The sequence below is a fragment of the Microbulbifer sp. TYP-18 genome (assembly GCF_040932045.1).
In the GTDB taxonomy this organism is placed as follows: domain Bacteria; phylum Pseudomonadota; class Gammaproteobacteria; order Pseudomonadales; family Cellvibrionaceae; genus Microbulbifer.
In genome coordinates, this window is sequence record NZ_JBFRBC010000014.1 from 1 (window position 1) to 17,896 (window position 17,896).

The 17,896-nt window shown below is 48.2% G+C and carries 16 protein-coding genes; 11 read left to right on the forward strand and 5 right to left on the reverse strand.

Annotated elements, in window-relative coordinates:
• The 4 genes from ABVT36_RS12015 to ABVT36_RS12030 all read left to right on the forward strand — a co-directional run.
• A partial coding sequence (locus tag ABVT36_RS12015; protein WP_368456800.1) for a hypothetical protein occupies positions 1-603 on the forward strand: 603 nt, incomplete at its 5' end.
• Position 604: 1 nt separating this feature from the next.
• A complete protein-coding gene (locus ABVT36_RS12020) occupies positions 605-1,003 on the forward strand; it encodes a hypothetical protein (RefSeq protein WP_368456801.1) in 399 nt (132 codons plus the stop codon).
• Positions 1,004-1,296: 293 nt separating this feature from the next.
• Complete coding sequence (locus ABVT36_RS12025; RefSeq protein WP_368456802.1) at positions 1,297-1,680, forward strand: hypothetical protein; 384 nt, start codon at positions 1,297-1,299, stop codon at positions 1,678-1,680.
• A gap of 408 nt (positions 1,681-2,088) precedes the next feature.
• Positions 2,089-2,373: a LexA family protein gene (locus ABVT36_RS12030; RefSeq protein WP_368456803.1), complete on the forward strand. Its 285-nt coding sequence runs from the start codon at positions 2,089-2,091 to the stop codon at positions 2,371-2,373.
• Here the strand turns inward: ABVT36_RS12030 and ABVT36_RS12035 are convergent.
• Positions 2,278-3,816, reverse strand: coding sequence for an amidase (locus ABVT36_RS12035; RefSeq protein ID WP_368456804.1), 1,539 nt, complete (start codon positions 3,814-3,816; stop codon positions 2,278-2,280). The genes ABVT36_RS12030 and ABVT36_RS12035 overlap by 96 nt on opposite strands.
• A 2,162-nt stretch (positions 3,817-5,978) precedes the next feature.
• Here ABVT36_RS12035 and ABVT36_RS12040 point away from each other — a divergent pair.
• The 6 genes from ABVT36_RS12040 (at position 5,979) to ABVT36_RS12065 (ending at position 11,591) form a co-directional block, all read left to right on the forward strand.
• Entirely contained in the window at positions 5,979-7,301 is a 1,323-nt protein-coding gene (locus tag ABVT36_RS12040) for an RHS repeat-associated core domain-containing protein (protein ID WP_368456805.1), read from the forward strand.
• 323 nt (positions 7,302-7,624) lie between these two features.
• Complete coding sequence (locus ABVT36_RS12045; RefSeq protein WP_368456806.1) at positions 7,625-7,930, forward strand: hypothetical protein; 306 nt, start codon at positions 7,625-7,627, stop codon at positions 7,928-7,930.
• Positions 7,931-8,201: 271 nt separating this feature from the next.
• Positions 8,202-8,447 carry a hypothetical protein gene (locus ABVT36_RS12050; RefSeq protein WP_368456807.1) on the forward strand — a complete coding sequence of 82 codons (246 nt, stop codon included), beginning with the start codon at positions 8,202-8,204 and terminating at the stop codon, positions 8,445-8,447.
• Positions 8,448-8,494: 47 nt separating this feature from the next.
• Positions 8,495-9,592, forward strand: a complete 1,098-nt coding sequence (locus ABVT36_RS12055) for an alpha/beta hydrolase (protein WP_368456808.1) — start codon at positions 8,495-8,497, stop codon at positions 9,590-9,592.
• Between the two features lie 351 nt (positions 9,593-9,943).
• On the forward strand, positions 9,944-10,825 hold the full coding sequence (locus ABVT36_RS12060) for a prohibitin family protein (RefSeq protein ID WP_367151932.1): 882 nt from the start codon (positions 9,944-9,946) through the stop codon (positions 10,823-10,825).
• A 241-nt stretch (positions 10,826-11,066) separates the two neighbouring features.
• On the forward strand, positions 11,067-11,591 hold the full coding sequence (locus ABVT36_RS12065; RefSeq protein ID WP_368456809.1) for a sel1 repeat family protein: 525 nt from the start codon (positions 11,067-11,069) through the stop codon (positions 11,589-11,591).
• A 60-nt stretch (positions 11,592-11,651) separates the two neighbouring features.
• Here ABVT36_RS12065 and ABVT36_RS12070 read toward each other — a convergent pair whose 3' ends face one another.
• Complete coding sequence (locus tag ABVT36_RS12070; protein WP_368456810.1) at positions 11,652-11,975, reverse strand: hypothetical protein; 324 nt, start codon at positions 11,973-11,975, stop codon at positions 11,652-11,654.
• 515 nt (positions 11,976-12,490) lie between these two features.
• Here ABVT36_RS12070 and ABVT36_RS12075 point away from each other — a divergent pair.
• On the forward strand, positions 12,491-14,038 hold the full coding sequence (locus tag ABVT36_RS12075; protein WP_368456811.1) for an alpha/beta fold hydrolase: 1,548 nt from the start codon (positions 12,491-12,493) through the stop codon (positions 14,036-14,038).
• A gap of 332 nt (positions 14,039-14,370) precedes the next feature.
• On the opposite strand, the gene ABVT36_RS12080 is transcribed toward ABVT36_RS12075, so the two are convergent.
• The 3 genes from ABVT36_RS12080 to ABVT36_RS12090 form a co-directional block, all read right to left on the reverse strand.
• On the reverse strand, positions 14,371-16,386 hold the full coding sequence (locus ABVT36_RS12080; protein ID WP_368456812.1) for a multicopper oxidase domain-containing protein: 2,016 nt from the start codon (positions 16,384-16,386) through the stop codon (positions 14,371-14,373).
• A 386-nt stretch (positions 16,387-16,772) separates the two neighbouring features.
• Positions 16,773-17,126 carry an ArsR/SmtB family transcription factor gene (locus ABVT36_RS12085; RefSeq protein WP_368456813.1) on the reverse strand — a complete coding sequence of 118 codons (354 nt, stop codon included), beginning with the start codon at positions 17,124-17,126 and terminating at the stop codon, positions 16,773-16,775.
• Between the two features lie 7 nt (positions 17,127-17,133).
• The gene (locus tag ABVT36_RS12090) at positions 17,134-17,775 is read right to left on the reverse strand and encodes an SRPBCC family protein (RefSeq protein ID WP_368456814.1); all 642 of its coding nucleotides are present in this window, start codon (positions 17,773-17,775) and stop codon (positions 17,134-17,136) included.
• Between the last annotated feature and the right edge of the window lie 121 nt (positions 17,776-17,896).

The following is a 17,896-nucleotide window of genomic DNA, read 5'->3' on the forward strand; positions in this document are numbered from 1 at the left end:
GTTGTTGGTGGTACAACCTCGGAGTTAAGTGGCGGAAAGTTTGCCAATGGTGCCATTACGGCTGCAATGCAGTATGTGATGAATTGGCAGGGAGGGGGTGAAAGTGCACAAGAGAGTAATAAAGGATGGCTTTTTGATGAAAAAGGAGAAGAGCTATTTATGAGGTGGTTAAATGGCTCAGGAGAAACTCTTATTACCAATGGTGGAAGTTGGGGTGAATACATGAAAGCGAACCAGTTCCTAACTAACCAGATTAACCTAGCCTTGTATGGTGATGCGGCCAATAGATTAGGTTCAGGCTTTGTGAACCTTACAGTCCACGGAGAAATACAAAACGGGTATTCGACTGGATATGAAATGTTGCATGGCACTCATCGTGGTTTAGGGGACTTATCCATAATTGGATTTGCTGAGCTGTTGTCAACTGGCGGATATGCTTACAATGTTACCGTTACTTGGAATGATAGAATCGACCCCAACCCAATCTATCTGGGTGATAGGGTTAGGGCTGGTATTTTAAACACGATATTTAGCCCTGCAGATTACGATGTTCATATTAGCTGGCAGCATTCAAGGGATACAAGATATACTGGAGGGAATTAATGTGCGAAGAATAAAAAGCAACCTTCTTTTTTTTGTTTTATTTTTACTGTTGGTTGTTGGCTGTAACCAAGTGGTTGCCAGTGGAAAGGCGATAACAGAATTTGGAGAATATGCACTTAATGATCGTTTGCAGCTACAGGTTGAAAATGTTTCAGGTATAGTTAAATACCACCTTGTGAATAATAGTGGTGAAACACTTATTTTATCTAAAGATAGAGCTAGCGTATACCAGCGTTGGGTGATTGTTTGGGATGGTGATCGTTTGTGGTTTTCTAGCAGTGATATTGGGGGGGTTGTTTGGATTAAGGAAAAAGACGGAAGTTATAGCTCTACCGAATATTATAAAAATTCAGTGCTTCAGAAAGAGATCCCTCAAGCTATCAAGGAGTTTGAGGGCTAGTTTGCACAAAAGGGGAATGAGGTGGTCGGTTACGACGAAAATGAAGTCCCTAGTTTTGACGAGTCTCATCCAAGATTTCACCATTCGTACGACTCTAACTCTTGTGCAAAGGCGATTGTAATAAATGCAAGGGCAAATACAGCTCCCATTGACGTTCATACCATTAGTATATATTCAGATAATTTCAAAAGTGAAGGGTTTTTTACTGGCAAACAGTATTATCAAGATCCAATATATATTGATTATGGCGACAATGTTTTCAAGTATCAAACCAACGAGTTTGGAGTAACTAAGTGCACCGTCTATTCTGCTTCATCATGTTAGTTCTTGCAGGATGTTCTGACAAAGGTTCAACTAATAACGTAGTGTCAGTAGATTATTTGCTTTCTGAACCGGAGAAATATTTTTCTAAAGAGGTTGCTGTGCGGGGGTATTTAGCTGCACATACTGCTGGAGGAATATTCCTTTATCCAAGTAAAGAATATTCTGATATCGATGGAAGGTTTTTATGGGGCAGCGCTTTGTATATGGCCGATAAGCCGCCTAGTAAGTATAAACCCTGCCTAGGCAATTACGTTGTAGTGTATGGTAAGTTAGGAACCTTAAGTGGAAATATTGTTATGAAAAAACCGAGATTGACTGAAACATTGGAGCACAATGCAAAAATTTGCCACTAATTATAATAACTAATAATTGGGGTCAGAGTAGAGTGACACTTACTTACGTGCAAGGTATTAAAATAATTGAAGAAAGTTGATCGACTGGGTGGTAGGTTTTCCATCGCAAGCAGCGGCTTATGCGGAGAAGCCTATAGTCATCGATGATTGGATCTGGGCCCAACGGGCCAGTTGCCAACTCGTGCCGTTTGGTACCAACGCCCGCACTTACTTGAACCTTGGTCAATCTCTACGTCCTATAGCAGGACCAAATTTGGTTTGCTGAAGCGGATGAATTGCGGTCCTGGTCCTGTGAGCCGTTACCAGAGTTGGGCATGGACATAGTAGTGTGTCGGCTACTGTCAGGCTTTACCGGCGCCGTGCAGACTCTGGACCTACACCAGAATCCATACATGACTGGCTTGTCCGGTGACCTTACGCCACCTACCTGGTGAAGGCCGGTCGATGATTGGTCATGGAATCCATCACGGCAGCTTGTTGGTGGTTGACCGCAGTTGTGACCTGTATGACGGTGCTATTGTCATCGCGGGTTCTGCTGATGGTTTTTTGATCAAACAGTATCGTGCCAACCCTGCCCGCCAATATTCCTATATCAGGTCACTCAGTTTCGGTAGTTTCAGTGATCCAAACCAACGAAGGCGCAATACGGTGATGGGTTGCCTGTTCATAGCCGTAGGCTGCCTCGATCAATAGCGGCTCGGTATTTGCACCGGAGAAAAAGGAGATACCGACGGGCAAACCCTCCACAAAACCCATTGGCACCGTGATATGGGGGTAGCCGGCTACCGCAGCGGGGCTGCCGGCCGAGCCCTGAAATTTATCGCCACTCTCATAATTGGTCTGCCAGGCCGGCCCCACGGTGGGTGCAATCAACAGGTCTACATCGCAACGATCCAGTGCGGCATCGATTCCCTCTTTACCGGCCAGGCGCTTGGCGCTTTCCTGCGCCTCTATATAGGCGGAATCGGTTAACGCTGGCGCTTTAAGTGAATATTCGAACAACTCCTGGCCGAAGTGGACAAGTTCCCTGTCGGCTAGCTGCTTATTGCCCTCCACCAGCGCCTCAAGATTATTCACCTCGGGCAGGTCCGCCTGAGCCAGATACCCATTGATACCCGCCTTGAACTCCGATAACAGTACGGTGAATTCCTGTTCCGAGAACTGGCCAACCGTGGTGATGTCACAGTTGTCCACCAGCTGTGCGCCTTGCGCCCGCAGTGCTTGTAATTCCGCATCAAAGGTATTGTCCAGATCTTGGTTGTAGCCCATCAGGTTGCGGACCACACCAATACGCTTGCCCTGCAAGCCGTCTTGCTTGAGTGCCGAACTGTAGTCAACACTATTGTCGGTCATGGATTCCAGCAACAGGGTGGCGTCGGCAACGGTGCGCGCCATTGGCCCTGCGGTATCCTGACTGTGGGCGATAGGTATAATACCGCTCTGGCTGATGAGGTGCAGGGTTGGTTTGATAGTGACAATACCGTTGATGGCTGCCGGGCAGGTCAGAGAGCCATCAGTCTCGGTGCCCACTGATACTGCTACTAAGTCGGCGGCCACGGCAACCGCTGAACCACCGCTGGAGCCACAGGGGTTTGCGCCCTCTTTATAGGGGTTGAGCACCTGTCCACCCATCGCGCTCCAGCCACTGCTGGAGGGATGGGCGCGAAAATTGGCCCACTCACTCAGGTTCGCCTTGCCCAGGATAACCGCACCCGCGGCGCGGAGCTTTGCTACCAGTGGGGCGTCCTGCTCGGGCAGGTTATCCTTCAGCAACAGAGACCCGGCTGTGTTTGGCATCTTATCGGCGGTATCAATATTGTCTTTTAACAGTACGGGGATACCGTGGAGAGGGCCCCGGGGCCCTTTTTGTGCCCGCTCCTCATCCAGTTGCCTGGCGATATCGAGGGCGTCGGGATTGACCACAATGATTGAGTGTAAGCCCTTTTCACCAGTATCGTATTTGGCGATACGCGCCTGATAGTACTTCACCAACTGCACTGAGCTGAGTTGCCCTTCGGACATCATCGTCTGTAGTTCGGTGATGCTCTGCTCACTCAAGTCTGGCGTCTTGAGCCCACTGCAGGCTGCCAGTGAGAATACTGCCCCAGCTGCTATCACTTTTATCCACTTAAACACGACATAACCCTCCTCTTGTTATGATTGGCTCAAATCCTGCCCGCGCTGCTTGGATCATATCCGTTGCAAGCTACTTGATTTTGTCGGTTTTGTCGATAAGAGGGATTTTCGCCTGAACAAATACGGGCGTTGACGAAAATGGTACAGGAACCCGGCTATGCAGGTATACAGATTTATTGGGGTCGAAGTAAAATTCTGACATCAGCTTCATTTGAAGGTTGGGCGTTGGATAAGACCCGATTCGCAGTGGGAATTGCACAAAATCCCAGAAAAAATGCAGGTGAGCGAGTTAAGATTGAGCGTGATAAAAAAGATGTCAAAATAGTACTCTGACTGCAGCAAAAATGTAGCGGCAGTACGAATAGATTACTCTGCCGTTTTATATATCTAGAAATACGAAATTCTAATAAATCCAGATTTAACTAGTCAGTGTAACTCAACCGATCGGAATGGAGAGCAAACTTCGGTAACATCACCGCTTTTCGTACCGGCAAGGAAGAGAAGGACAGTGGCAGCTATGATCGCCGCGGTCATCTTCGTCACCGGGTCTCTATCGAAGAGCCTCCGAAAATTGTAGAGCCCCCGAAGATTGTAGAGAACCGTGCCGACCTCGGTGACTGGGAATTCGATACCATTATTGGCAAGCATCACAAGTGAGCCATCGTTTGGTTGACAGGGCGCAAATCGCGATTGGCGCTCACCGCCAAAGTACCCGCCCAAGAAGCCAAGGGTATCTAGGGTACGGTGATAGCGATGCTCTTACCTTGGTCCGAGCATGTCCATACCATCACCTCGGACAACGGCAAGAAATTTGCTTGTCACCGAGCCATTGCCGAAGCATGCGACATCAACTTCTACTTTGCGCACCCTTATGCCTCCTAGCAGGCTGTTGAAATTCGCAGAATTTCGACGCCTGGTACCGGAATATGGATGTTCCGGCAAAATCGACGACGCCTAAGTCGTTGATTTTGGGAGAAAAGTGAAAATCACATTTTTCGCTTTTCGTGTTTTGAAACAGGCAGGATGCCTTTTTCAACAACCTGCTAGGACCGTGGATTAAATGAAAATAACAACGGTCTTATCCGGCAGTATTTTCCCAAGGATTGCACTTTAATCACTATCCCTAGTCAGCGTATAGAGCGCGTTGTGGGTAAACTCAACAAGTGAGCGAAGAGTGCCTTGGCATGAAAACATCAAATCAGATATTTTTTGGCACCAACTTACCTACTGCACTAGCAGGCTGTTGAAAAAGTCCTTTTCAGCAGCCTGCTGTCTCGAACAGGGATGTTCGGGCCGCAAATCAAGCATGTAACTGCTTGATTTGTCGTGGAGGGTTTGCGGACATGAGCCGCAAACCCGGGTTGAGGGAAGCCAGGGAGGGCTTTCTCAACAACCTGCTAGGGAGCTGTATCCAAGTAACCAAATACTTGTCAAAAGCCTAAAGAATCGCAAAAGGGCTAAGAAAGCATGGGTCCCTCTTCATGCAACGCAAGTCGATCACTTGATCCGCAGTAAGGGGCGTTCATATACAGTCGCTATAAAAAAAGTTTTTTATCATTAAAAAAACCAATTGGATATTTGTGATCTCTATCACATTTAAGTATTGAAAAACACATAAATAGCTATATTGTTATTTATGACATGTTAGACATATTGAGCAAGAGAGTAACTGAGCAGGCTAAGTCTTAGTCATTAAGTCGATCGCCCTGTATTGCCATCTCTTGTCTATTTTTCTCGCTGCTTAACTGACAGCACAGTAGGAAAAAAACAGTTCGCATATGATCTATCAACAATCTGGAGGAGATCTTGCAATCCTAAAGATTAATTATTAGTCAAAAATTTCATTACGCAACTTTACGAAGAAATCATATTTGTAATCAGTTTTTAGGCGCTCGTATATTTCTTGGTAATGCTGAATCCTCGTTCAGTCGAGGTATACCGAATCCAGGCTAAGGCAGCGCTACTTGAATTTTTCAGCATGGATTGATCAGGGTGTTAATAGAGTTGGAGAAAATGCGTAAGCATAGGTTGCAAATTAAAAAGAGAGATTCAAAGTTTTCTTTGTATAAGTACATGTTTTTTTTGGAGCGCCAGAAGTCGCATTTCAAAGGTTGTTTTTTATGGGGTGAATATTGTTGAATAGCTAAGAGTAAGGGCAAAGCATGAATAACTGTAATGATTCATTTATTCCGTTCAATACCGCAGGTAAAGCAGAAGTTAACAAATCAAGACGTGCCTTTTTAAAGCAATCCAGCATTGCGGCAGCGACGACGGGCCTTGCCTCGCTTGGTATTGCCGGTTCACGGCCTGCGATCGCTACAGAGCAAAGTGGATTCAGCCGTTTGTCGACAAATTCAATGGGATATAATGGCCATCGCCAGGATCCTGTGAGTGGATTGTACCATTTAGGTAACGGCTATCGGGTATATAACCCGGGATTAATGCGGTTCCATGCCGCAGATTCGATGAGTCCTTTTGGTAGAGGTGGCGTAAATAGTTATGCCTATGCATTAGGTGATCCCATCAACCTACGTGACCCCAGTGGGCATTTTGCGTTTTTCAGTTTGCTCATTGGTGCCATTATAGGCGCGCTGGTTGGAGCAGCAGTCTCCGCTGTAGCGGAAGGAATCAGGTCGGCAGCTACGGGTGACGAATTTGATTTAAAACAAGTCTTTATCGGCGCGGCTCTCGGATTTATCAGTGGCGGGTTTGGTGCTGCAGCTATTGGAGCTAAAACAGGCGTTCAGGTGGGCTTAGCGGTGGCGGATGCTGTGGTTTCGGGTGCTGCAGATTTTGGATTAAGTACGGCCACAGGCACAAACATTAAAGATGCTGGTATTAACGCAGGGATAGGTGCGGCTATCGGCTTGATTACATTTGGAGTTGGACTGGGAGCTAAACGAATTGGACAGGGAGCTAGAAAATTAGCCCATCGGAGTATAGGAGTCGGACAGCAAGTTCAAAAGCTAGCACAGAGAGCTAGAAGAGCGAACTCCTCCTCTCCCTACAGGATAACACAAGAATCCATTGCTAATTTAGAAAACGGAGCCATGGGGAGATCTTTTGTTGGACTTGTTGATATTGAATCAAGGAAAGTTGCCTTGGCGCCGTTAGCGTCAGCAGAATACTTAGCAGATTTCCCTGGGATAAGCGCAGAAAGACACCTAGGAAGAGGCTTTGTAGTTATGGAACCAGATCTAGGAGCTTTTACAATAGGTAAAAAGAGCATTGAACCCATTCTGCATATGGAGGCAGGGATAGCATCTCATAAACAGTTGTTTGGCCAGCTTAATCTCAGAGGTGTTAGTGGTTTTCGGCATCGCACAAGTCGAGGTTTTGCACTAACAAAGTTTGGTTTAAATGAATATTTGATTAATTTTAACTCCCAATCATATAATGCTGTGGGTACAAGACTTCCGGAAATTTCTGTAAGAAGAAATTTAATCGAAACCTTATCTGCTCGCTATGGCATTGTAGACTTTTAAATAAGAGCGATATCGAGCGTAAGCTCTTCAACCATAGATTGTGACTGCCTCAGCTTATAGAAAAAGGGATTTATAGGTTTTGATAAAAATCTGGATTAAAAGAAGAAATCCTAGTGTTTTCCTATAAGGAAAAATCTGACAGCAGCGAGACGGAATTATATTATGGAGATAAATTCAAGAAAAATTCATTACAGATTGAAAGAAATGAAAGGGGGTAAAACCGTGGATTTTTATGGTTTTCATTCTGCTCCTATCAATTAGTCTGTGCAATTTACAATAACCACTCATTTGTTGCCAACAGTTTTTGGCTGGCTGTTGGTATTGTGTGCCTTAACTGGTCTGGGTTTGCGAAAATAAAATACACGATTTTTAAATCCAAAGAGGGAAATATTTTCGTAATTCAGGATAAGTTTCACGATAAAATTTTAAATGAAATTTTACTAAGACGTAAAGCACAGATGTTGCAATGGTATGGGGAAGTAAATACAGAGAATGAATTGGAAAAAGAGATAGAAAAATTTAAGTGGCTGGGAGAGCAGGAGGTTCTTTCTGAAGCCGAGGTTATGCAAAAAATCTCTGAGGCGGAATACTTGTTGAGCAAGGAAGACACTGCTCTCACTTTACAGTAAACTAAAATTAATTTTTTACAAAAGAGCATTGTAAGCTGGTATCAGCAACCTATTTCCGAAGGGCTAATCTTTTGTATTTCACGGAGTATGCCACATAAGGAATTCACTTAGCTACCAAAAGTAACAATAACCTTTTAAATTTAATCATATCATTTCTTGGGATTTGATTGCGCACTGAATAATGCGGCTGCAGATTGTGCTGTAATAGATTAAGATAGATCTCTTAACCAAATAACTAAAACTTTCATTTTTAACGCAAAAGGATGGGGCAATGAATGCTGATATAGCCAGGCAGATATTACTATATGCATTATTATTTATTACGTTTAGCATCTGTGTTTGGGTTGGTTGGTCAGACCATGAATTTATCAAGCCGGAAATTTCACAGGAAGAGATACGGGAAGGTATCCGGTATTATATAAGAAGGGGAATTCAGGTTTTTATCCAATTTCTCATTCCATTGGCAATTCTCGGCTACTTTGGTAAAAAAATATTTGGCCATCAAGATGATTCTTAAAGTAACTATATCCGAAGATGTCGTAGTATTAAAAACCAATTTATTTTTTGGCGGCAGAATTTCCTCAGACGAAATTAACTAAGATTGTGCAAAACTTAATCTGCTTTTGTGAAATTTTCGTAAAAAAATTTCTGATTATTTTTAGATATATGGACAAAATTTCTTTAATTAATGTAATTCGCTGGTTGCGCCGTTCGGTTATTAGTTTGGGCTGTTTGATTTTTATAGCCTTCCTGCCTGGGTGCTCCTCAATGATGGGGCACTATTTGGCAACTTCGGATAGCTACCCTTATGCAGACATTGGAGAGGTAGATCGCATAGAATCATTGGGGTTTGTCAAACAAAAATATTGCCAAACATCTTCAGGCATCTGCATGAGTTATTTTTTGGGTCAACCATTGGGTAATAGAAAGCTCAGTTATAATGTTGAGTTGGATGGTGGGTCGACGGCTTCCCAAGTGCAATTGGCGCTGGAGCGGGAGACGGAATCACCACAAGAGAGAGGCACTGTGGTATTGATTCACGGATTCCGTATCTCCAAAGAATTCATGATAAGTTCCGCACTCTATTTCCGTTTCCTGGGCTTTGATGTAATCCTGCCCGACTTGCTTGGGCATGGGGAGACTCCCGGTGAAAAAGCCTATGGAGTAGGGGATAGCTATATTATCAATGATTTGATCAATATTGAGGTTGAGCAGGGGGAAGCTCTCTATTTGGTAGGGAATTCCATGGGGGCTGTCTCCGCGATGTATATTTCGTCGATGCGGGAGGATATCAATGGCATAGTTCTGCAGGCGCCAATGATTGCTTTTGATCAGGCAGTATTGAGTTATATGCACAGCAATCACCCTTTTCTCTCGTTGTTTTTAAGTGATCAGGATATTCTGGATGCGGCCAGTATTGCGCTTGAGAAGGCGGACTTAACGGTCGAGGAAACAGATATAGGTCCATTTTTGCGGCGCTCCAAAACGCCGGTACTAATTCTGGCTTCAGAAAGCGATCCTGTTGCGCCTTACAGTGGCTTTACTCCTTTTGAATCTGATGTTGTTTCTGTAATGAAATTTTCCGATCGGAACCACCCGAGTATGGCGGTAATTGGTAATCGAGCCCATCAGCGCATAGCGCAATGGCTTGCCGGCAAGTAGAGGCCTATCAGGCGTTAGATTGACTGGTCAGACTAAATCGAACAATAGGGGAGTTTCGGGCACTAAAAGACAAACCCCGGCGCGTCACTCCTTGAATAACAGTTATTTTTCACCAGATCAAAAAGTGATAAAAGTCTATTTAGGCAGGGTAATTTGTCGGGTTCAAAGGTGTTAGTTTAAATTGAAATGCCGTCCAGAAACTCTATTGATTAAGCAATCAAATCGCCATAGACTGTCATTTAAATCAACATTCAGATTTTGAGCCTTTGGGGAGACTGGATGTGTCATCGCTGGAAGAAAACTTTCGACCAGTATAAGTCAGAATTAACCAAGCTGAGTGAATAGATAAATATGAATGCCAAAAATCTTTTGACCCCATCCAATATTTTTAAGGTCGTAGTAGTCCTTTTGGCCTTGATGGCAATTATCAATTCCTATTATATCGTGATTGAGGGGCATGTGGGTGTGGTAAAGCGGTTTGGGGAGGCCAAGGATCAGCAGAACCCGGGTCTGCATTTTAAGATTCCCTTTATCGAAACAGTGGAAATGATCGAGGTAAGAACCAGGAAAAACGCTGAGAAGATGGCATCCAGTACAAAAGAACAGATGCCCGTAACCGTGGAAGTATCGGTCAATTGGACGGTGAACAAAGAAGCGGCGCTGGATTTGTTTAAGAGATACGGTGGTCTGAATCAATTTGAGCAGAGGATTCTCGATCCGCGCTTTCGTTCCGCCACTAAGGATACGATTCCCCAGTTCGAGGCGGAGCAGCTGATCCAGGACCGGGCATCAGCGATTCAGGGAATAGAGCGCAGATTGACTGATGAAATGGAAGGCTTTCCGGTGGTTGTAGACAATATTCAAATTGAAAATATCTCACTGCCGCAGAAATATATCAATTCTATTGAGATCAAGCAGACTGAAAAGAATTTGGCGGCAGCCGAGGAACACAAGCTGGAGCGCCAGCGTCTGGAAGCGCTGCGGGCGGTGAACACCGCGGATGCCAAGGCCAAGGGCATTTTAAAAGTTGCAGAGGCGGAAGCACAGTCGATATTACTAAAAGGTAAGGCGGAAGCCGAGGCCATTGAAGCGAAGGCCAAGGCGCTTAAAAATAATCCTTTGATTGTAAAACTTACGGAAGCGCAAACCTGGGATGGCAAGTTGCCCTCTACTGTATTCGGCCAGGGTACCATGCCGATTATGGATATGCGCACCGCCAAAAACGAAAATTGAGAGGTCTATATAGGGTAATTTTCGATTTAAGACTAAAGCTAAAGTCTTAATTGCGGAGAATCTTGGTGGTGCAGCAGTGGGTGGATGCCGATTGTGAAATAAGGTATAGGCATTCGCCCGGCTCTCCGCCATTACCGTCAGTTGACTAAAGACTGTATCGCCGCAGTTTCAAGGGCAGAGTTTGGATTCCGGGAAATTGACCGGCAAGGTATTAATTTAGCTATTTAAGTGGGGTTTGGACGTGAGAGCAATCGTCTTTATTTTGATGCTAATGGTGGGTTTTGCTTATGCTGAAGAGTCCTGTGAGCTAAAGGATATTGGTTTAAATCGGGGGTCCCCCCTCATAGAAAAGTATTATTACCTGGGGACATGTCAGTTTCGCAATGAGGAATATGCCAAGGCAGCGCAAAACTGGACTGAGGTTGCCGAACAGACTGAAGTCAAACCAGGTTTCGTTGAGCTTCAGCTCAATGCCTTTAATAATCTTGGGTACCTGATGTTCTTTGGGTACGGTGTTGATAAAAACCAAGAGGAGGCTATTGAATATTGGACCAAAGCGATTGCACTTGGTCATGAAGAAGCTGAGTACCATCTATGTCATGCTTATGGCGATGAAAAGCAGAGCACCTATGATCCCAAAAAAGCCATTCCCCACTGTGAAAAGGCGAGATTTTTATATCAGGGAGATCAGTCAATCGATCAGACTAATGATTTTATTCTTAACCAAATCAAAGGTTATTTGGCTGAATTAAAAGCTGTTAATTAGAGGTAAGACTTATAAATTGGTGTCTGAGTTACTACAAATTAAAGCTCTGATGCCCACTTTCTACCAATCTTTTGGCAATCTGGGATCTTTTCTTCTTATATGCCTGTACTTTTCATTCCTGACTCTGCGCTCGACTTCCTCGCGTCTTTTTTCCACTAAACCCCTGTGCCACTTATCGCTGATTTTGCACTCCAGGCTTGTCCACATTCTATACAAACCGGTGACGCGTAAAAAAGATCGTAAACCAAAACCTAAGAAAAGCAGGAAACCAAGGTAGTAAAGAAATTTATCGGGCCATATAAAGGGTACGATAATCGTCAGGGCTATAAGAGCGTGGAATATGCCTCTTGCGACTGGGCCATATTCGAATTCAACTTCTTTCATCTCCTTCCCCGCCTAAGTTTTGCGCAAAAAACTATTGGTAGAATAGCAACGCGGTCAATTACCTGTATCGTTGCCCTTGAACACTACTGCGATTAGGTGATATCGCTTGTTGATCAGGGGTTCGCCGGGTTAAGAATACACTGTATTTAGTGTGTGGATTGCCAACTGTATAGGTCATCAGGTTTTATACCGCTATTATAACAGCTGCACTCTTCCCTTGATTCCCGTCGTCTGACCCGTTTCTCCGGCCTGCGCTGGGAGTTATCGATCCTGCCAAAGATTGGCATTAGACGCCACTCGACGGAAGTTACAGGTCAGTAGCGTTAATCCTGATTTTCGTCTCTTTAATCACTTCTGTGGCATAGGGTGCCGAGTTAACAATGTATCGGCTATTGGTAGATTAGGTCACTGTTTTTGGTCTATGACCGGCAGGGGGCTAGGGTCTATACTGCTTTGTGACCGAAATGTTACAGCGGTTCAAAAAATAATAAACAACAGACATTGGTGAGAATAAAATGAAAAACACACCTCTAGTGGCGCTACTCTGTGGCGTCCTGCTGTCAGCGCATGCCTGGTCGGCCCCCCAGTATATCGCCGATGTGGATATCGCTTCATTTGACGGTACCCTGCTGGACGCCAGCCTGTTTATTCCCGAATCACCCCCGCCGGCGGACGGCTACCCCACAGTGATTTTTACCAACAGCTGGGCCCTGGAGAAGAACCAGTACTATTTTCAGGCGAAGGAATTGGCGCAAAACGGCTATCTGGTGTTGAGTTACTCCACCCGGGGTTTTGGCTTTTCCGGCGGCCTGGTGGATGTGGCGGGCGACAATAGCATTGCGGATGTGGGGGTTCTGATCAACTGGCTGGAGGACCGCTACCCGGTGGGCAGGTTGGGTTTGTCGGGTATTTCCTATGGGGGCGGTATCTCCCTGTTGAGCGCGGCCCGCTATCCGCGGGTGAATGCGGTGGCGGCCCTGTCCGGGTGGGCGGACGTGATTGAGGCGCTCTACCCAAATGAAACGGTGAACCTGGTGTGGGGCAGCCTGCTGGTCAATACCGCCATGCGTAAGGAACCGGTGATAGATCAGATATGGGGTTCTTTGCGCAGTGGTCAAAATCTGCCCCAGGTATTGGCATTCGCGGCTCAGCGTTCGGCGCTCAGTTATGTGGATGAATTAAACCGGAATGGTACTGCGGTACTGGTATCAAATAATTTTGCCGATTACCTGTTTAAGCCCAACAGCATGACGGATTTTTATTCGCTGCTGGAAGGTCCGAAAAAGCTGCTGCTGAATCCGGGTACCCACGCCGTTACCGAGGTGCTGACCGGCAACGACGGCCATATCTGGTCCACCAGTTTCCGTTGGTTCGACCACCACCTGAAGGGTGAGGACAATGGTATGGACCGGGAACCGAAGGTGGATATGACGGTGCGTATCAGCAATAAGCTGGAGCGATACGAGGATTATCCGGTCACGGAGAAGAGCACCACCTGGTATCTGCGCCCGCGCCTGACCCTGTTCGACAGCGGCAGCCTCAAAGGCAGCCCTTACTGGGGCTGGGGCTGGACCAACTCGTTTAACGGCGGCTGGGATACCTTTGCCGGCACCGGCATTCCGCTGCTGTCCGATGCCCTGGAAGGGTTCGGCATTCCGGTTTACACCCCGATGCTAGCCATCAATGGCTACTATGCCATCGACTACGAATCCCCCTATCAGTGGCAGACCCTGAAGATTCGCGGGGCGCCCAGACTGGAAATGTGGGTTGAGCCCACCAAGGCGGAGGCGCAGTTGAATATTCATCTCTACGATGTGGGCCCCCTGGGCCTGGGCCGCCTGATTACCCATGCGCCGGTCACGGTGCACGGTGAGCCCTACAGGGCACAAAAAATCGACGTGGAGCTGTTTACCACCAGTTACGATGTGCCCTTCGGCCACTGGCTGGTTCTGGCGATCGATACGGAGGGCCTGTTGTACCAGAAGCCGGCAGATACCAATTACACTGTCCGGGTGCCTTACAGCAACAGTAAGTCCTCCAGCCTGACGGTACCGCACCTCTAGCAGCTTGTCGAAAAAGGCTACTGCCTGTTTCAAAACACGAAAAATGTGATTTTCATTTTTCTCTCAAAATCGACGACTTAGGGTCGTCGATTTTGCCGGAACCTCCATATTCCGGTAGCAGGCTAATGCAATTCTTCGAATTGCAACAGGCCCTAGCAGGTTGTTGAAAAAGGCATCCTGCCTTTTTCAAAACACGAAAAGCGAAAAATGTGATTTTCACTGCTCTCTCAAAATCGACGACTTAGGGTCGTCGATTTTGCCGGAACATCCATATTCCGGTAGCAGGCGCCGAAATTCTTAGAATTTCAACAGCCTGCTAGAACAGGTGGCTGTTAAAAGCGCAGTGAGACGCCGACACCGCCTTTATATTCATTGTGATAGCTGGCGGTAAAGGACAGGAAATCCGAGTACCAGTAATTGAATTCAATCACATACTCCGATTTGGAGAAGGAATCATATTCGTACTCGAAGCCGGCGAAAAATCTGTCGGTGATCATCACTTCCCGGTCGAGGGTGATGCGGCCGTTGCCGCGGTCATCCGCCCAGAGCAGGCTGTTTATTTTGAAGGGCAACAGGTAGTAAAAGCCGGCCACGGCGCGAGTGCGGTCCGGTGCCAGGCCGCTATCGGTATTTACCCCGACAAAACCGGAGAAGAAACGGTTGTGGTAGCGGTAGTAGCCCAGTGTTGCCTGATAATCGTCGTTCCAATCGCTCTCCCAGGTGAGGGCCAGGTCGTTGCGATTGTTGCGCGTTAGAATTGTGCCGGTATTCATATTGGTTTGCAGGCTGATATCGGCCCAGGCATACCTTAGGTCCTGCAGCGCCTTGTAGCGGATTGCCTGAATCTCCGGCGACACCTGGGTGCCCTCGTAATGCACGATGCGCGCCATCCCGGATTCCAGGTGATAGAGTATGTGGCAGTGGAAAAACCAGTCTTTCTCTTCATTGGCGGCGAATTCGATCATGGTGGTACTCATGGGTGCCACGTCCACCGTGTGTTTTAGCGGTGAATAATCCCCCTGGCCGTTGACCACCCGGAAAAAATGCCCGTGCAGGTGCATGGGGTGCCGCATCATGGTTTTGTTGATCATTACAAAGCGGACATTTTCCCCCTTTCTGATACGGATATAGGCATCCTGGTTGAGGGTCTTGCCATTCATGGACCAGACATAGCGTTTCATGTCGCCGGTCAGCGTCAGCTTTACCACGCGGGTGGGGGCATGCGCGGGCAGGGCGGTGGAGGCAGGCGAGCGCAGCTGCCGGTAGGGGGCTGGTGGGCGCTGTTCCACGTTGCCGCCGGTGAATACCGGACCCTCAATGGTGGTGATGGTGTCGGCATCCGGCATGTGCATCCCCTGCGGGTGCCTGCGCCGCATTTTGATGCCCTTGATCATCTGATCACTCATCCTGGCGGCGTATCTGTAGATGTTCGGCCTTTCGATATCCGGTGCATGGACTTTGGTGCCGTGCCCTATCCAGCTGGAGGTGTGGTTGGAGCCATCGAAGTTGGTGGCCCGAAATTCCAGACTCCTGCCGTGGGGGACCGTGACCAGTATGTCGTAGGTCTCCGCCACGGCAATCAAAAGGCGATCCAGTTTGACCGGCTCCAGGTCCTGGCCATCTGCGGCAATCACTTCCATGGGGCCGCCGGCGTAATTCAGGTAGAAATAGGAGGAGGCGCTGCCGTTGATAACCCTCAAGCGCACTTTGCGGCCCGCCGGTTGATCCAGGTACCACTCCGTTGCGCCATTGGTGATGACGGCGTCGTAGGCGATATCGGAGACCTCGGCATTTATCAGGGAATAAAGGTTGCGCCGGAAGACGCTGCCCATAGTGCCGGCCTCTATGGCTCCTGTCAGGGTCTGTGCATTTCCGGTGCGGATGGCAAAGCCTTCGTTACCGCGCTTGAGTTTCCTCATAGTCTCTTCGGGGCGCTCATCATTCCAGTCCGCCAGCATGATGATCTCATCCGCGGGTGTGTCCGTGGACGGCTGCCTGGGGTGGATAATGATGGGGCCGCTGAGGCCATACTGCTCCTGTAAACCAAAATGCGAGTGATACCAGTAGGTGCCGGCCTGCCGGATGGGAAACTCGTAGGTGAAGGAGTGGCCGGGCATTATGGGGGCATTGTTGACGTAGGGCACACCGTCCATATTGTCGGGCACCAGTAGGCCGTGCCAGTGGATGGTGATGGGCTTGGGCATGCGATTGACCACATGCATCACCGCGTAATCGCCTTCGATAAACTCCAGTGTCGGCCCCGGTAGCTGGCCGTTGATGGTGATGGCCTGCACTGGGTTTCCGGTGATGTTTCTGAGCTGGCGATCCACCACCAGGGTGTATTCCACACGCTCTGCTACTACCTGTGGTGACGCTAATATCGACAAAAACCAAATTATCGCCAGCGGCAGAGCTTTCATATCCCGCAATCAGTTGGTAACTACATACTTTTTTATAGACTATCGGGACTGCCGACCCGGTTGCGGGGTCAGGGCGGCGCGGGAATATTCGCTGAAAAGCCGGGACCGGCGGAAACTCCCGTTTTACGCGGCTGCGATGATATCACCAGGGAATCTCGGATGAATTCGGCTTGCTCGCGCCGGAAGATTTCCTGGCAGGCTGAAAAAAAGTGTTTTTCAGCAGCCAGCTGTTCCGAACAGGAATATCTGGGCCGCAAACCCGGGTTGGGGAAAGCCGGGGAGGGCTTTTTCAACAAGCTCCTAGCAGGGCCAACTCAGTTAGTGTCAACAGGCCCTGGCGAAAGTCTCCGCTTGCGTTTGCCGCGCGCGACCTCGGTGGCCAGGGCGTCCAGCTTGGGTTCCCAATGGCTGCGGAAGCGGTCGAGCCACTGGTCTATCTCCCGCAATGGCCCCGTCTCCACGGCATAGATGCGCTTGGCGCCTTCAGGCCGCACACTGGCAAACCCGTTTTCCCGCAATACGCGCAAATGCTGGGAAACCGCCGCTTGTGTGATGCCGAACTCGGCGTGGATGACTTCAACGACTTGGCCGGATGAATGTGCATTTTCGGCCAGAAGCTCCATAATTCTGCGCCGAACCGGGTCGCCGAGAATGTCGAGGGCGTGCATATGTGGTCTAGTCCTGTTGCGAGGTTTCGCCGGTGTAGAAGCCCGCAGTCCGTTTTGATGCAGCCTCTGCCTGGGCCGGGTCTTCGCCGCGTGCGATATCCGCCTCGCCCCAGGCCGACGCACTGTGTTGCATGAATGCCTTACCTTCGGGGGACTGCGCGAACACTTCCTCGTCGATTTTGGGTGTTTTGGGGTCGATCAGGTGCAGAGCGAGGCCGGCGAGGCCGAGTTCCCAGCCAATGCCGGTTGCCCCGGGTCCGTACTGATCCCAGAACGGATCGACAATGGCTGTATGGGTCAGGGTCAGGCGGGTCCGGTTGTCGCCTTGGGCCGCCAATTGGACATGGACCCAACTGACATTTCCCTGCCATATCCAGGTCACCGAGAGATACTTAGGCGGTTCACATTCGCTGATCTCGCCCCCGGCATTGCCTTTGAACTGGTACCGGCCGCCTAACCGCAGATCGCCCTCGATGGGCAGGAACCAGCGGGGAATGCGTTCCGCCGTGGTCAAGGCGTCCCAAAGATCGTCGATATCGGTGTCATAACTGCGCGAGAGTGTAACCGCGCGCGCAGGCTTTCCTTCTTTCTGCAGATCGGCGACCGAGCGCTCAACGCAGCCGAGATGATGCTCGATATCAAAGTTCATGCCTGCCCCCATAACTCTATACGAATATAAGCAAAAACTTATATCAGGGTGCAAAGGAATTCAAGTCAAGGCATCCCTGGATTTGATCGAACGAGAATGCCCTATGGTCAGGCCACAGAGG

Bases quoted from the DNA above. Each gene is read 5' to 3' on its own strand.
- ABVT36_RS12085 (WP_368456813.1), bottom strand. From the start codon at position 17,126: ATGCACGCCCTCGACATTCTCGGCGACCCGGTTCGGCGCAGAATTATG.
- ABVT36_RS12060 (WP_367151932.1), top strand. From the start codon at position 9,944: ATGAATGCCAAAAATCTTTTGACCCCATCCAATATTTTTAAGGTCGTA.
- ABVT36_RS12050 (WP_368456807.1), top strand. From the start codon at position 8,202: ATGAATGCTGATATAGCCAGGCAGATATTACTATATGCATTATTATTT.
- ABVT36_RS12040 (WP_368456805.1), top strand. From the start codon at position 5,979: ATGAATAACTGTAATGATTCATTTATTCCGTTCAATACCGCAGGTAAA.
- ABVT36_RS12090 (WP_368456814.1), bottom strand. From the start codon at position 17,775: ATGAACTTTGATATCGAGCATCATCTCGGCTGCGTTGAGCGCTCGGTC.
- ABVT36_RS12070 (WP_368456810.1), bottom strand. From the start codon at position 11,975: ATGAAAGAAGTTGAATTCGAATATGGCCCAGTCGCAAGAGGCATATTC.
- ABVT36_RS12075 (WP_368456811.1), top strand. From the start codon at position 12,491: ATGAAAAACACACCTCTAGTGGCGCTACTCTGTGGCGTCCTGCTGTCA.